Below are 14,291 nucleotides of genomic sequence, written 5' to 3'. Positions count from 1 at the left end.
GTATAAACTACCAAGTATGATTAAAAAAAATATATTATCAATAGTAATAATTGCATGTTCACTTTTAGTAATTAGTTGTGGCGATGGAGGTAAATTTACAATAGAAAAAGGTAAAGTAGGTCATTTAACACCAAAAACAACTATTGAAGAGTTAGATGAAATTTTTGAAAATGATTCTATTGTTAAAAATTTAAGTGAAGGGGCTTTAGGTGATAATTATTTTCAAGATGATGACGAATATTTGATATATGAAAAAGGAGGGAAGTTAAAACTAACAATTGTACCTAAAGAACAATTAGATTCTGTATCTACAATTAAAAGTATCGAAATTCATGACTCAAGATATGCTACTGAATCTGGTATCAATATTAATTCTAGTTTTTCTGAAATAAACTTAAATAATAACATCAATAGAGTAGAGTCTACTTTTTCTACTGCAACATTATTTATTGATGATTTAAACGCAACAATAGGAATCGACAAAGAAGAATTAGGGTTAAAAGATTTTTCTACTCAAAATGTAACTTTAGAACAAATTCCTGATTTAGCAAAAATGAAATCTTTTATTGTTTGGTTTAATTAATAGAATATGAGCACGTATTCTATAGAAAATAGCAAAGATTCAATTTTAAGACCAAATTCTGAATTCGAAAGAAGAATTATTCTTCAATATTATCTTGATAATGATATTAAAATTAACGAGATAGAAAGAGGTGTTTTAAATGAATGTCATGTTTCAGAACACGAGTCTATAGGTATTATTGGTTGCTTGCTAGATGATAAATCTTTACTAAATTCTTTAAGATTAGTTATCGGTGCAAATAATAGATCAAATTTTAAACTTTCTACATTATCAAATTATTTACTAGATTCAGAAACTTTAAAAAAAGCTGTTTCTTATTATTTTGAAGAAAATAAATACGATAGTCTTAATAGAAAAGAACAAATTATAAGAAGAGAATTTAACATCGTTTATTAAATGAAAAAATATACAATTCAGAAATCTCCTTTTGTTGTACCAACAACAGATGGTAAATTAATAGAAGAGCATTTTGGTAATGCAACTGATGGTAATTCTCAAATAAGTATTGCACATATGGTTGCGCCATCTAAATGGAGTGAGCCATTTCAAACACCAGAATTTGACGAATACACTTATATTATTAAAGGTAAAAAGCAATTTATTATAGATGGAGAAACTGTTATTTTAAAAACAGGCGAGTCTATTAAAATTGAAAAAAATACTAGAGTGCAATATTCAAATCCTTTTGACGAACCTTGTGAATATCTTGCAGTTTGTTTACCTGCATTTTCTATCGATTTAGTAAATCGAGAAGAAAATTAAGACCTTTTTTTTGCGATATAAAAAGGTAAATAAATTAGTAAAAAGTAAGGAATTACTATAATCTCTACTACAAAAATGTATTTTGGCCACTCGCCGAATAAATCTAATAAGGTTGCAGCATCTGGTTTTCTATTGGTGTAAAAATAGTTAGAACCTAAGAAATAATTTAACACAAACATAATTATCATATAAATTTGCATTGCTAAAAATGATTTTGCTACACTTTTTATAGTTGGTCTCATTTTATATATAAACGTTGCATATAGCATAAAAATGATTAGTCCTGCGTGTACAAACCAATATCTAAAAAACTTAAAATTTAAATAATTACTTTCGTCTGGTGTTATTAAAGACTGTAAAGTTCCTGCAAAGACTAAAAATAGAAGAATTTCATAATATATAAGCTTTCTAGTAAGTGACAGAACAGGGATAATAATTGCCATAAAACTACACAAATGCAATGGTAAGTCTTTTTGATAATTAAAGTTTCCTGTATAAAAGTTTATAATTGTACCTAATATTACGGTAAAAGAAAGACTGAAAGCAAATATATTTCCTATTAATATTTGTTTTCTTTTAGATTGATTTTTTGCAAATAAAAGTAAAAGATATCCAAAAACAATTAAACAAGCGACTACACTTAAGTGTTGATTTGTAAAAGGTGTAAAATCATTGTTTTCCTTCAAAAAGAAATCCATAAAACGTACTTAATATAATTTTGTTACCTCTATATTATGAGGTTTAAATGAGTTAAATTTATAATTGATTTTTACAATATATAGATTTATAATTTAATAAATTGCATAAAATCTATTTTATGAATGATACAATTGCACCCAAAACCATAAGACAAGTATTTGTTTTATTACTAATATTAGTTATTGGTATTTTAATTTTTAAGGAAATGATGCCTTATTTATCGGGCGTTTTAGGGGCTATAACTGTGTATGTCTTGCTAAGAAAATGGATGATTATTTTAGTAAAAAGAAAATGGCATCCAGATGTAGCAGCTATATTTTTAATGTTGATATCATTTATATGCATTTTATTACCGGTAACAGGTTTATTAATGATGTTGGGCAGTAAAATAGGTGATGCGGTTAAAAATTCTGCAGAAGTTACACAAGCCCTAAAAGATATATTTGGTAAAATAGAAAATAGATTTGGTTATGATTTAGCTGAAAAAATTAATGTGTCTGAAGTTTCTACTTGGGTTACAAGCAATTTAGAAGGTTTTGCAGGCGGAACATTTAATATTTTTATAGCAATTGGTATCATGTATTTTATGTTGTATTATATGTTTACCAATAGATCAGAACTTAGAAATTCTTTGTATCAATATATACCAATAAGTGATAAGAATTTAAAAATTATTGGTGAAGAATCTCAAGCAATGGTTCGTTCTAATGCAATTGGTATTCCGTTAGTTGCCATTGGTCAAGGTATAATTGCTTTAATTGGTTTCTTAATATTTGATATTAACGATCCTTTTTTTTGGTTTATAATTGTTACTGTAGGTTCTATGATTCCGTTTGTGGGAACTCTTATAGGAATCTTACCCGTTTTTATTTTAACAATTTCTACTGGAAACAATTTTGCAGCTTGGGGAATTCTAATTTACGGTTTAGTTGTAGTAGGTTCTACAGATAATATTATAAGGCTGTTTGTTTTAAAGAAATTAGATAATGTACATCCGTTAATTACATTAATTGGTGTTATTGTTGGTGTGCCTTTATTCGGATTTATTGGTTTAATTTTTGGACCATTACTAATAAGTTTATTCTTAGTGATAGTAAGAATTTATAGAAAAGAATTTGGTGCACAAAGATCAGAAGAAAATGTACTCTAAATAATTGGTAGTTTTTTGTTTTTCTTCTTGTTAATATAATGTCTTAAAACTCCTCCCTTAACACTATTTACATCAAACTCTACAATAAATGCATTTTCATCTAAATTTTGTACAATTCGATACATTTTTTTAATATCGATTCTATTAATTATAGAATGAATAATATCAAAATCTTCTGATTTGCCGTTGCTACCAAAACCAGAAGATCCTTTGTAAATTGTTAAACCTACACCCAATTCTTCTAAAATAGCTTTTTTAATAATTTTATGTTTTCTAGAAACTATTGTTACACCAATAAAATCTTCAAAGCCTTCTATTACGGTATCTGTAACTTTAGCAGCAATTATATATGTTAAAATAGAGTAGAGTGCAACTTCTACAGAAACCACAAAAGCTGTTATTGCGAATAGAATAATGTTAAAAATTAATACAATTTTACCGATGCTTATTCCGAATTTATCGTTTAAATAAACACCCAAAATTTCAGATCCATCTAAAACAGAACCATTTCTTATCGCTATTCCAATACCAGAACCAACCAATAAACCACCAAATATTGAAATTAGCAGTTTATCGTTGGTTATGGTTTGAAAGTTCTCTAAATGAATAAACAAGGCTAAGCCTAAAATACTTATAATAGATTTGATTACAATTCTTTTCGAAACTGTAAAATAACCTAATATTAAAAAAGGTATACTGAATACTAACAATAAATAAGACATGTTAATGTCTACTTGCGTTCTTACTAAAAGTGCAATACCAGTTACACCACCATCTAGAAAACCGTTTGGTAATAAAAAGGCCTTCAAGCCCAAACTTGTTAAAACGATTCCAACAAATATTTGAAAATATTCTGATAGGTAAGTGGTTACATTTTTAATTGACATTATTTAGATTTTCTAGTACAAGCTAAGAGAGTGTTTTTTAATAACATTGCAATTGTCATAGGACCAACTCCACCAGGAACCGGTGTAATAAAATCAGATTTTTTAGAAACTTCTTCAAAAGCAACATCTCCAACCAATCTAAAACCATTTTTTTTAGTCGAATCTGCTAAACGTGTAATTCCTACATCAATCACAGTTACATTGTCTTTAACCATGTCTGCTTTTAAAAATTCTGGAATACCAATTGCTGCAATTACAATATCTGCTTGTAATGTAATTTCTTTTAAGTTTTTTGTTCTACTATGGCACATTGTAACAGTTGCATTACCAACTTTACGTTTTTGAGATAAAAGTATACTCATTGGACTACCAACAATATGGCTTCTTCCTAAAACAACTACATGTTTACCTGATGTTTCTACGTTGTATCTATCTAATAATTCTAAAATTCCGAAAGGAGTTGCAGAAATAAAGGTTGGTAAGTTTAAAGCCATTTTACCAACGTTAGTTGGGTGAAATCCATCAACATCTTTTTCAGGATCTACTGCCATTAATATTTTTTGCTCGTCTATGTGCTTAGGTAATGGTAATTGTACAATAAAGCCATCAATATCATTATCTACATTTAAAACAGCAATTTCGTTAAGTAGTTCTTCTTCTGTAGTTTCTTCTGAAAGTCTAATTAATGTAGATTCAAAGCCAACACGTTCACATGCTTTTACTTTTGCATTTACATAAGTTATACTAGCACCGTCGTTACCTACAATTACCGCAGCTAAATGAGGCGTTTTATGGCCTTTGTCTTTTAAGTCTCTAACTTCTAAAGCAATTTCTTCTTTAATGTCTGCAGATGTCTTTTTTCCGTCTAATAAAATCATTTTTCTTTTAAAATATAAATATTGATAGTTATGTTAAAATTATTGAATTCTTTTAATATGGTATAGTCATTTTCTAAACTTTTTAATTCATCATCAGATAAATTAAAAACTGTGGCGTAAAAAACGTACTTGTTTTTTTTATTAAATTTTTGAAAAGATCTTGTGTCTCCTTTAAAATCAACTAAATCTAATTTGGTTAAGTTAGGAAAAAAACTAGCAACATCTTCGACATTAATATTTTCTTTATTTAAATAATTAATAGCTTCTAATCGCAAAGAATGGTAAGGAATGTGCGCTAAAGTAGCATCCCAACCTTGTGAGATTTCCTTAGGATAAATCCATAAATTACCTGTTACAAGACCAAGAAATAAGATACTGTAAATAATTTTTTTTCTAGTAAAAAATAATATAATTATTCTAAAAGATAATGTGATAAATACAATGTAAGAAACTATAAAATATCGATGCCCAATTGTGTTAGTAGATATTAATGAAACTAGAATAACAAAAAATACAGAAGAAATTGATAATAATAACAATTGTTTATTTTTAACAGTTGTTATTATTCTTTTACCAAAAAGAATGAACGAAATAATTAAAAATAAGAAAATAAAAATTTTACCAAAGTCTAAATATCTTTGTACTAAAATAAAACAGTTTTTAACAAACCATTTAATATCAACAAATTGCCATAAACTAGCCCAAGGAGAATCTGGATGAGTTTGCAACCAACCTTTAGTAATAAGCCTCCAAACTACAAAAGAAATGCCGGTTATACTACCAAAAAAATAAATTAATAGGAATTTAAAATTTAAGATAGAATTTATTTTCTCTCTTTGGATATATAATTTATTCAGCAGATCAAAAAGAAAAATACCTGCAACTAACATCATACTTCTGTATGATATAATGCTTAGAAATATTAGACCAATAAATTTTAAGTAATCGTTTTTAAATAGAATCGAGTTTACAACTAAAAAAAAGAAAAATAGAATAATTATTTCTGGATTAACAATCACAAAAGAGGTTGCTAAGCTTGGTTCTGCAATTATTAGAATAAATAAAAAGAAGTGCTTATTAGTAGCATCTATAAAATAGGAAGTAAATTTTCTAATTTGAAAAAAGAACCCGATGGTAAAAGGTAATATCAATAAATGAGAAACCCATAATTCATGACCAAAAATTTTCCAGAAAATGGCTAATAAAAAACCTAAAAAAGGCGGATGACCAGGATCGAAACTAATAGGAATATTCCAGTCGAATAAAGAGTTTTCATACAGATAATTGCCCATTTTTGAAGCAAACAATACATTATCCCAAAACATTCCATTTTTAAAAGATAACAGAAATAGTAAGGCACCAAAAGAAATAAAGAAAAGGATTCTTTTATTTTTTGATTTGAATAACGCTTGCAAAAAAATGTACATTTATTAATTAAAAAAAGCTGCAAAATTGCAGCTTATATTTATTTTATTTCATTCCTTTCATCATTTGCATCATTTTTTTGCCACCACCACCTTGCATCATTTTCATCATCTTGCTCATTTGATTGAATTGCTTCATCAATTGATTTACTTCTGTAACCGATGTACCAGAACCTTTAGCTATTCTTTTCTTACGACTAGCATTAATAGTTGTTGGTGTGCTTCTTTCCGATGGTGTCATAGAATGTATAATTGCTTCAATACCTTTAAAAGCATCATCATCAATATCAATATCTTTCATTGCTTTACTAGCGCCAGGAATCATACCCATAAGGTCTTTCATGCTTCCCATTTTCTTTATTTGCTGAATCTGATTTAAGAAATCATCAAAACCAAACTGATTTTTTGCAATTTTTTTCTGTAATTTTCTAGCTTCCTCTTCATCATATTGATCTTGAGCTCTTTCAACAAGAGAAATAACATCTCCCATTCCAAGAATTCTATCTGCCATTCTATCAGGATGAAAAACGTCTATCGCATCCATCTTCTCTCCAGTACCAATAAATTTAATTGGTTTGTCTACTACAGATTTAATCGATAACGCAGCTCCACCACGAGTATCACCATCTAACTTTGTAAGAACAACACCATCAAAATTTAAAATATCATTAAAAGCCTTTGCTGTGTTAACTGCATCTTGTCCTGTCATAGAATCTACAACAAAAAGAGTTTCTTGTGGCGTAATTGCTTTATGAATATTAGAAATCTCTGTCATCATTTCTTCATCAACAGCTAAACGACCAGCGGTATCAATAATTACAACATTTTTGCCATTTGCTTTAGCGTGTTGTATTGCGTTTTTAGAAATTTCTACAGGATTGTTATTACCAACTTCTGCATATACTTCTACACCAATTTGCTCACCAACTACTTGTAATTGATTAATTGCTGCAGGTCTATAAACATCACAACCAACAAGAAGTACTTGTTTTGCTTTTTTTGTTTTTAAGAAGTTTGCTAATTTTCCAGAAAAAGTTGTTTTACCAGAACCTTGTAAACCAGACATTAAAATTACAGTTGGTGATCCACCAAGGTTAACACCTACAGTTTCACCACCCATTAGTTCTGTTAGTTCATCTTTAACCAACTTAACCATTAATTGCCCAGGATTTAATGTAGTTAATACATCTTGTCCTATTGCTTTTGTTTGAACACTTTTAGTAAATTGTTTCGCAATTTTAAAGTTAACATCGGCATCTAATAACGCTCTTCTAACTTCTTTTAAAGTTTCTGCAACGTTTACTTCTGTAATTTTACCGTGTCCTTTAAGGGTGTGTAAGGCTTTATCTAATTTATCGCTTAAATTATTAAACATAATTTGTGTCTTTTTTTTGGAAACACAAATATAATAAATTAACAAGAATTTTAAGAAAGTTATTAATGCCTTTTTTTACAAGTTTTTCTTTAAAAATAATCCGGTAAAAAAGTTTGTAAAATGAAAAAAAATAGAAATCAAGAAAAGTATAATTGCTATTGTAAATAAGAATGAATTATAATTCTCTAAGTAAATGTAGTCCAAGTTATTATGTGTTTTTAGATTTTTAAAATATTGAGAAATCATTAAGATTACTAATGATGAAATTTGGGTAATTAAATGTAAAATAGTGAGCCATTTATTTGGTTTTTTGCCTGTCCATTTCAAAATATAATAATTAAAAGCAATTAATAAAAAATACACAGCAGATACATAGAACCAATAATTGATACTTATCGTCATGTAAATATCCATAAAATTAATATTTATAAGATTATTATTTACAATACCTAAGATAATGAACGAAATGCTAAACGCTAGAAATATTAAGTATGGTTTTTCTAAACAATTTTTTAATAAAGATACTTTATAAGTTTTCATATTTTTCTGAAAGAATATCAGTGTGATGTTCTAAATGATATGCAGACCACATAACAATTTCTCTAATAGTCATTTTACCCATTAAAGGATGTGGAATAACCAATCGGTCTAAATTTAAATCACTTCTTCTTCTAACTTTATTTTGAAGTTTTTTATTAGATAAAGACAATTTACGAAGTATTTTTTTTCTACTTTTTAAAGAAGGTTTTTTTAATTTACTATTAAATTTTCTCGCCTTATCTTCATTGCCTTTTAATTTATTTTGATAATTCTTAACAACCGTATCGTAATCTCTTGTTGCTCTGTTGCACAAACCAAATTTGTGTTTTAAAAAGAATCTCGGAAAGTTTAAAGCTTTGTTTAATAATTGAAAACTGTTGACTAGATGCAGAACATGCTGACCAGTAGTCCATTTATCAGAAGGACCTTTTTCCCAAATTTCTTTGGGTTGTTTTTCTAACCAATCGATTAAAATATCATGATTAGTTTTTAACAATTCTATTATTTCTTTTTTATTCATTCTGAATAATTATATCAATAAATATACAAAATTTAAAGCATAAAAAAAGAGCTTTACTAAAGCTCTTGTATCATTATAATGATTAAAAATTATTTTTGTTTCGGAATAAACTCTAAAGCAACTCCGTTAATACAATGACGTTTTCCTGTAGTTTCTTGTGGTCCATCATCAAAAGAATGCCCTAAATGGCCACCACAAGTATTACATTTTAATTCTGTTCTTGCATAACCAATTTTATAATCTACATCTAATTCTACGTTTCCTTTAACAGCTCTATCAAAAGATGGCCATCCTGTACCAGAAATAAATTTATGTTTTGTTTCGTATAAAGGTGTTTTACATGCAGCACATACAAATGTTCCTGGCGTTTTTATTTTATTTAACTCACTAGAATGTGGTCTTTCTGTGCCGGCTTGCCTAAGCACATAATATTGTTGTTCTGTTAGTTCTTTTTTCCATTGTGCATCTGTTTTTGATATTTTATATGTTTTGGTTTTATCAGATTTTTTCTGGGCATTACCAGCACAACTAAAAAAAGAGAAAATAATAATTAATGAAAATATTTTATTCATGATGATTTTATTTGTAAGTTTTTATTGAATTATTTTGTCGATACAGCTATCGAAAACTTACACAAATTTACTTTTTTTAAAATTCATTTTAAAGTGATTTTCTTTTTCAGTTAAGATTAAAACTGATATAGTTCAAATTCTAATAATAAAATTTATAAATTGCTACAAAAAATAAAATATTAGAACAAAAACAATCAAAAATGAAGAAAATAGCCATTTTATTATTTACTGTTATTCTTTTTTCAGAATGTAGTAAAGTTCCTATTACAGGTAGAAGTAGAGTTAATTTTGTAAGTGATTCACAAGTTTTACCTGCAAGTTTTGCACAATATCAAGGTTTTTTAGAAGAAAATAAACTTTCTACAAATAGAACCATGACTAATCAAGTAAAAAGTGTTGGTACAAATATTGCAGCTGCTGTAGATCGATTTATGAGAGCCAATAATATGACTAGTGAAGCAGAGGCTTATAGATGGGAATTTAATTTAGTAGAAGACAATACGGTAAATGCTTGGTGTATGCCAGGAGGAAAAGTGGTTTTTTATACTGGTATAATGCCAATTTGTAAAAATGTTGATGGAGTAGCAGCAGTTATGGGGCACGAGGTTGCACATGCATTTGCTAAACATGGTCAAGAAAGAATGTCTCAAGGACAATTACAACAAATCGGAGGATTAGCTGTAGCTTTAGGTACTTCTGGTAAAGATGCTAAAACACAACAATTATGGAATACTGCTTTCGGAATAGGTTCTGGTTTAGGAGTTTTAAAGTTTAGTAGAGTTCACGAACAAGAGGCAGATAGATTAGGATTGGTATTTATGATTATGGCTGGTTATGATGGTACAGAAGCTGCAGAAGTTTGGGTAAGAATGAGCCAGAAATCTGGCGGAAGCTCTCAACCAGAAATTTTAAGTACACACCCTTCTAACGAATCTAGAATTCAAGATTTAAAAACGTATTTACCTACCGCAAGAAAGTATGCAGCTAAATTTAATGTAGCCGCAAAATAAAAATAATTTAAAAGGTAAAAACTTTTACTATATTGTATGCCGTTCAATAGAAATTGAACGGCATTTTTATTTAAAAAAACGATATGTTAAAAATAGGAGATAAAAAATTAATTAATGCTTGGGCTTTTTATGATTGGGCAAACTCTGTGTATTCTTTAGTTATTAGTACTGCTGTTTTCCCTTTATTTTATAGCGCCATAACAAAAGATGAAATTGTAACATTTTTAGGTATGAAGTGGGATTACCCAGATACTTTATACAGTTACGCTTTATCTTTTTCTTTTTTAGTTGTTGCATTTATGTCTCCAATTTTATCTGCTATAGCAGATTATACAGGTAACAAACTTAAGTTTATGAAATTCTTTTGTTGGCTTGGTGGTTTGTCTGTAATCTCTATGTATTTCTTTCAAGATTTAAACACCGCTTGGGTAGGTATTATTTGTACAATTTTAGCAAGTATTGGTTTTTGGTCTAGTATTGTTTTTTACAATTCTTATTTGCCAGAAGTTGCGCATCCAGAACAACAAGATGCTGCAAGTGCTAAAGGTTTTATTCATGGTTATATTGGTTCTATAATTTTACTTTTAATTTGTTTAGGAATGATTTTAGTACCTAATACTTTTGGTTTTGATACCAGTATTTCTGAGCCTATATTATCTTCTGGTAACAGTTTAGAAATTGAAAAAGCTATAGAAGATGCTAAAAATGCAGCATCATTAAAGGCCATGAGAATATCTTTTGTTATGGTGGGCTTATGGTGGATTGGTTTTGCACAAATAACATTTAAAAAATTGCCAAACAATATTTACAATAGAAAACCAGAAAAAGATTTTATTTGGAAGGGTTTTAAAGAACTAAAAAAAGTTTGGATAGAATTAAAAGGATATCCAACCTTAAGAAACTTTTTAATTGCTTTTTTTTTACTGAGTGTTGGTGTACAAACAATTATTTTATTAGCAACAATTTTTGGTTCTTCAGAATTAGGTTTAGGTACTACAAATTTAATTGTAACGGTATTACTTATTCAGTTTGTTGCTATTTTAGGTGCTTGGGTTTTTTCTAACGTTTCTAAAAAATTAGGGAATTTTATGGCAATAAAAATCACTATTTTAATATGGATTTTAGTTTGTTTTTCTGCTTTTATGCTAGAAAAAGAATTACAAAATGTAGAAATTTATTTTTATGCCTTAGGCGGATTATTAGGTTTGGTTTTAGGTGCAATTCAATCTTTAACAAGATCTACATATTCTAAACTTTTACCAAAAACTCAAGACAATGCAACGTATTTTAGTTTTTATGATGTTACAGAAAAGATAGCAATTGTATTAGGAACTTTTGTATTCGGATTCTTAATCTATTTAACAGACTCTATGCAATGGAGTGTTCTTTCTTTGGCTTTGTTTTTTGTAGCTGCTTTAATTGTATTAAGTACTTTAAAAAGAACGGAACATGTACATTAATTTTAGAATAAAATTATTAAAATAAAAAAAAGTGTCACTGTTTAGTGACACTTTTTTTATAAACACAAATGTTCAATTTAAATATGAACATTAATTCCTAAAACTACATTTCTACCTTGGTTAAATATTCCATCATTTTTTAATCTAGATAAATGATTGATATATTTTTTATTTAATAAATTATTAACGCTAAGTGAACCTGTAAATTTTACATTTCTTATAGAAACATCTCCACCTAAAGCAAAATTTAATAAATTATAATTGCTAGTTGGGGTTTCAAAAGAGCTTACATTTTCTTGAGAAAATGTACTTTCTAATGTAATAGAAGTATAACCTTGCGTTAACCAGTTTTTATAATTAAATTCTGTTCTAAAAGTATTTCTCCAAGTATTAGCAGGTATTAGCGGTAAATAATCTCCATTTTTTTGTTTACCAATTACAGTTTCGAAAGTACTTTCTAAATGCAACCAATCTTGTGGATGCGGATGTAAATGGAAACCAAATTCACCACCATACAATTTTGCATTTTCTTGTATATACGTAAATACTTGTTCACCATCTTCAATCTCATCCGTAGGCGTTATAAATATATAATCGTTTAAATGGTTGTAAAATCCGTTAGCAAATACCTCAAAATGTTCTGTTTTGTATTCTAAAGAAAGATCTAATTGTACATTTTTTTCATTTACCAAATTACTATTTCCTTTTTCGAATCTATTTGTACCATGATGCACTCCGTTAGAACTTAATTCTGCTAGGTTAGGAGCTCTAAAACCAGAAGCAACATTTATTCTTGTAGTAATTTGATCTGATAACGAAGTTTTAAGACCTAAAGAAGTTGTAAAACTGTTGTAAGATTTATTTACAGCCTCAAAAACATGTATTTCATCATCATGAGCAACTTCGTGTCTTTCTGTATCAATTTTTCTATTATCAAAACGAATACCAGCTTGTAAAGTATTGTTATTCCATGTGTAATTTGCGGTTGTAAAAATTCCGAAGTCATTTACGGTAGCGTTTGGTATTAAAATTTCTTCACCAAAATTAGTATTAGTTTGATGTAAACCTTGTATACCAGATAAAATTTCTAAGCTTCCAATCTTAGGAAAATGATATTTTGCATTGTAGGTAAATGTTTTCAATTTCATTCTTAAAGCAGCTTCTCCATGTTCTTCATCATGGTCTTCATCTCCGTGGTCATGATCGTGGTCGTCTTCATCTTCATCCTCATCATGGTCATCGTGCTCTTGATGTTCTTCAAACTCTTGTCTATCATTAAAAGTATAACCTAAATCGATATCTAATTTAGAATCTCCAAAAAAGAAGTGGTTATGAGAGCTAATAATATGATTGTCTATTGTTTGAAACGGTTCTAATAAATCATTACTTGTTGACTGTAGACCGATTCCTTCTGTTAAACCTAAATTAGATTTGTTGTAATTGTACCTTAATTCTGATGTAAATTTATTCTTAGAATATGCAATTCCAGATTTAAAATCCTTTTCGTTAAAACGTGTATTTGTAACTCTTTTATCTGTAGGTATTTTATAATCTGCATGATTTGCGTAAGTTCCTCTTGCTAAAAACTTCCAATTCTCTAAAGAACTTTTAACTCCTACCGATGTATTTGTTCCTAACGTATTATTAAAGTAACGCTGATTGATATTAACTTTTGTTTTATTTGAAGAAGCAAATTTTTTTGGATTAAGATATAAAACACCACCTAATGCATCAGAACCATAAAGTAAAGACGCAGGACCTTTAATTACTTCTACAGAACCAATACCGGCATCATTAATACCTAAACCGTGTTCACCACCAAATTGCTGATTTTCTAAACGAATACCTTGTGTGTAAACCAAAACTCTGTTACCGCTTAAACCTCTAATAACAGGTTTACCAATAGAATTTCCGGTAGAAATTTGAGAAACTCCTGCAATATTTGCAATTCCTTCGGATAACGTTGTAGCGCCTAATTTTTGCAATTTATTTGCAGAAAGTCTTTCAACTTTCATTACATTTTCTGATTGCAATTTATTAAAAGGAGTAGAAACAATAATTTCGTCTATTTCATAAAATGTTTCAACTAATTGTAAATTAATTTCTTGGTTGTTATCGTTTAAATCTACATTTTTAGATACAGTTTTATAACCTAAATAAGTAAATGTTAATTTAATTTTTCCGTTTGGGATATTTTTTAATTCATAAAAACCATCATTATTTGTTATGGTTCCTTTGTGAATTTCTTGTGCATGAATTTCTACACCAATTAGTGCGTTGTTATTGGTATCTGTAATTTTTCCAGAAATGCTATTTTGTGCATTCACAGATATAAATGCCATTAAAAATAGCAGTTTTAAATATGTTTTCATTGTAATGTATTTACTATTAAATAGAAGATTTTCCCAGAAAATTATATTGAAAAATAATT

General features: G+C 28.2%; 14 protein-coding genes. 6 read left to right on the top strand and 8 right to left on the bottom strand.

Annotated elements, in window-relative coordinates; translation table 11 throughout:
• Positions 1 to 16: 16 nt before the first annotated feature.
• Genes BXQ17_RS04395 through BXQ17_RS04385 form a run of 3 tightly spaced genes read left to right on the top strand, consistent with a single transcriptional unit; the run spans position 17 to position 1,345 of the window.
• Positions 17 to 583 carry a hypothetical protein gene (locus BXQ17_RS04395; RefSeq protein WP_077809476.1) on the top strand — a complete coding sequence of 189 codons (567 nt, stop codon included), beginning with the start codon at positions 17 to 19 and terminating at the stop codon, positions 581 to 583.
• A gap of 6 nt (positions 584 to 589) precedes the next feature.
• Positions 590 to 979, top strand: coding sequence for a hypothetical protein (locus BXQ17_RS04390; protein WP_077809475.1), 390 nt, complete (start codon positions 590 to 592; stop codon positions 977 to 979).
• Entirely contained in the window at positions 980 to 1,345 is a 366-nt protein-coding gene (locus BXQ17_RS04385; protein ID WP_077809474.1) for a cupin domain-containing protein, read from the top strand.
• Here BXQ17_RS04385 and BXQ17_RS04380 read toward each other — a convergent pair.
• Entirely contained in the window at positions 1,342 to 2,043 is a 702-nt protein-coding gene (locus BXQ17_RS04380) for a TIGR02206 family membrane protein (protein ID WP_077809473.1), read from the bottom strand. The genes BXQ17_RS04385 and BXQ17_RS04380 overlap by 4 nt on opposite strands.
• Before the next feature lie 119 nt (positions 2,044 to 2,162).
• Between BXQ17_RS04380 and BXQ17_RS04375 the strand changes: the two genes are divergently transcribed.
• Positions 2,163 to 3,194, top strand: coding sequence for an AI-2E family transporter (locus BXQ17_RS04375; RefSeq protein ID WP_077809472.1), 1,032 nt, complete (start codon positions 2,163 to 2,165; stop codon positions 3,192 to 3,194).
• On the opposite strand, the gene BXQ17_RS04370 is transcribed toward BXQ17_RS04375, so the two are convergent.
• The 6 genes from BXQ17_RS04370 to msrB all read right to left on the bottom strand — a co-directional run bounded on the left by BXQ17_RS04370 (position 3,191) and on the right by msrB (position 9,390).
• Positions 3,191 to 4,081: a YitT family protein gene (locus BXQ17_RS04370; RefSeq protein ID WP_077809471.1), complete on the bottom strand. Its 891-nt coding sequence runs from the start codon at positions 4,079 to 4,081 to the stop codon at positions 3,191 to 3,193. The two genes, BXQ17_RS04375 and BXQ17_RS04370, sit on opposite strands and share 4 nt — an antisense overlap.
• Positions 4,081 to 4,959 (bottom strand): bifunctional methylenetetrahydrofolate dehydrogenase/methenyltetrahydrofolate cyclohydrolase FolD, encoded by an 879-nt coding sequence (gene folD, locus BXQ17_RS04365; RefSeq protein WP_077809470.1) that lies wholly within the window; start codon positions 4,957 to 4,959, stop codon positions 4,081 to 4,083. Before folD ends, BXQ17_RS04370 begins: the two co-directional genes overlap by 1 nt.
• On the bottom strand, positions 4,956 to 6,251 hold the full coding sequence (locus BXQ17_RS04360) for a hypothetical protein (RefSeq protein ID WP_149025866.1): 1,296 nt from the start codon (positions 6,249 to 6,251) through the stop codon (positions 4,956 to 4,958). Before BXQ17_RS04360 ends, folD begins: the two co-directional genes overlap by 4 nt.
• Positions 6,252 to 6,429: 178 nt before the next feature.
• Positions 6,430 to 7,758 carry a signal recognition particle protein gene (gene ffh / locus BXQ17_RS04355; protein WP_077809468.1) on the bottom strand — a complete coding sequence of 443 codons (1,329 nt, stop codon included), beginning with the start codon at positions 7,756 to 7,758 and terminating at the stop codon, positions 6,430 to 6,432.
• Positions 7,759 to 8,284: 526 nt separating this feature from the next.
• Positions 8,285 to 8,818, bottom strand: coding sequence for a DinB family protein (locus tag BXQ17_RS04345; protein ID WP_077809466.1), 534 nt, complete (start codon positions 8,816 to 8,818; stop codon positions 8,285 to 8,287).
• A gap of 89 nt (positions 8,819 to 8,907) precedes the next feature.
• A complete protein-coding gene (gene msrB / locus BXQ17_RS04340) occupies positions 8,908 to 9,390 on the bottom strand; it encodes a peptide-methionine (R)-S-oxide reductase MsrB (RefSeq protein ID WP_077809465.1) in 483 nt (160 codons plus the stop codon).
• A gap of 200 nt (positions 9,391 to 9,590) precedes the next feature.
• On the opposite strand from msrB, the gene BXQ17_RS04335 reads away from it, so the two are divergent.
• Both BXQ17_RS04335 and BXQ17_RS04330 read left to right on the top strand, forming a co-directional pair.
• Positions 9,591 to 10,400, top strand: a complete 810-nt coding sequence (locus BXQ17_RS04335) for a M48 family metallopeptidase (RefSeq protein ID WP_077809464.1) — start codon at positions 9,591 to 9,593, stop codon at positions 10,398 to 10,400.
• 83 nt (positions 10,401 to 10,483) lie between these two features.
• Positions 10,484 to 11,860 (top strand): MFS transporter, encoded by a 1,377-nt coding sequence (locus tag BXQ17_RS04330; protein ID WP_077809463.1) that lies wholly within the window; start codon positions 10,484 to 10,486, stop codon positions 11,858 to 11,860.
• A 77-nt stretch (positions 11,861 to 11,937) separates the two neighbouring features.
• Here the strand turns inward: BXQ17_RS04330 and BXQ17_RS04325 are convergent, their stop codons facing one another.
• A complete protein-coding gene (locus BXQ17_RS04325) occupies positions 11,938 to 14,232 on the bottom strand; it encodes a TonB-dependent receptor (RefSeq protein ID WP_077809462.1) in 2,295 nt (764 codons plus the stop codon).
• Positions 14,233 to 14,291: the final 59 nt, after the last annotated feature.

Origin of the sequence: Polaribacter sp. BM10, from assembly GCF_002005425.1 — a bacterium.
In the GTDB taxonomy this organism is placed as follows: Bacteria; Bacteroidota; Bacteroidia; order Flavobacteriales; family Flavobacteriaceae; genus Polaribacter; species Polaribacter marinaquae.
Note: the sequence above shows the minus strand (reverse complement) of the source record. Positions and strands in the feature narration are given on the sequence as shown.

Coding starts and splice junctions, on each gene's coding strand:
- BXQ17_RS04395 (WP_077809476.1), top strand. CDS start 17: ATGATTAAAAAAAATATATTATCAATAGTAATAATTGCATGTTCACTT.
- BXQ17_RS04390 (WP_077809475.1), top strand. CDS start 590: ATGAGCACGTATTCTATAGAAAATAGCAAAGATTCAATTTTAAGACCA.
- BXQ17_RS04385 (WP_077809474.1), top strand. CDS start 980: ATGAAAAAATATACAATTCAGAAATCTCCTTTTGTTGTACCAACAACA.
- BXQ17_RS04380 (WP_077809473.1), bottom strand. CDS start 2,043: ATGGATTTCTTTTTGAAGGAAAACAATGATTTTACACCTTTTACAAAT.
- BXQ17_RS04375 (WP_077809472.1), top strand. CDS start 2,163: ATGAATGATACAATTGCACCCAAAACCATAAGACAAGTATTTGTTTTA.
- BXQ17_RS04370 (WP_077809471.1), bottom strand. CDS start 4,081: ATGTCAATTAAAAATGTAACCACTTACCTATCAGAATATTTTCAAATA.
- folD (WP_077809470.1), bottom strand. CDS start 4,959: ATGATTTTATTAGACGGAAAAAAGACATCTGCAGACATTAAAGAAGAA.
- BXQ17_RS04360 (WP_149025866.1), bottom strand. CDS start 6,251: ATGGGCAATTATCTGTATGAAAACTCTTTATTCGACTGGAATATTCCT.
- ffh (WP_077809468.1), bottom strand. CDS start 7,758: ATGTTTAATAATTTAAGCGATAAATTAGATAAAGCCTTACACACCCTT.
- BXQ17_RS04345 (WP_077809466.1), bottom strand. CDS start 8,818: ATGAATAAAAAAGAAATAATAGAATTGTTAAAAACTAATCATGATATT.
- msrB (WP_077809465.1), bottom strand. CDS start 9,390: ATGAATAAAATATTTTCATTAATTATTATTTTCTCTTTTTTTAGTTGT.
- BXQ17_RS04335 (WP_077809464.1), top strand. CDS start 9,591: ATGAAGAAAATAGCCATTTTATTATTTACTGTTATTCTTTTTTCAGAA.
- BXQ17_RS04330 (WP_077809463.1), top strand. CDS start 10,484: ATGTTAAAAATAGGAGATAAAAAATTAATTAATGCTTGGGCTTTTTAT.
- BXQ17_RS04325 (WP_077809462.1), bottom strand. CDS start 14,232: ATGAAAACATATTTAAAACTGCTATTTTTAATGGCATTTATATCTGTG.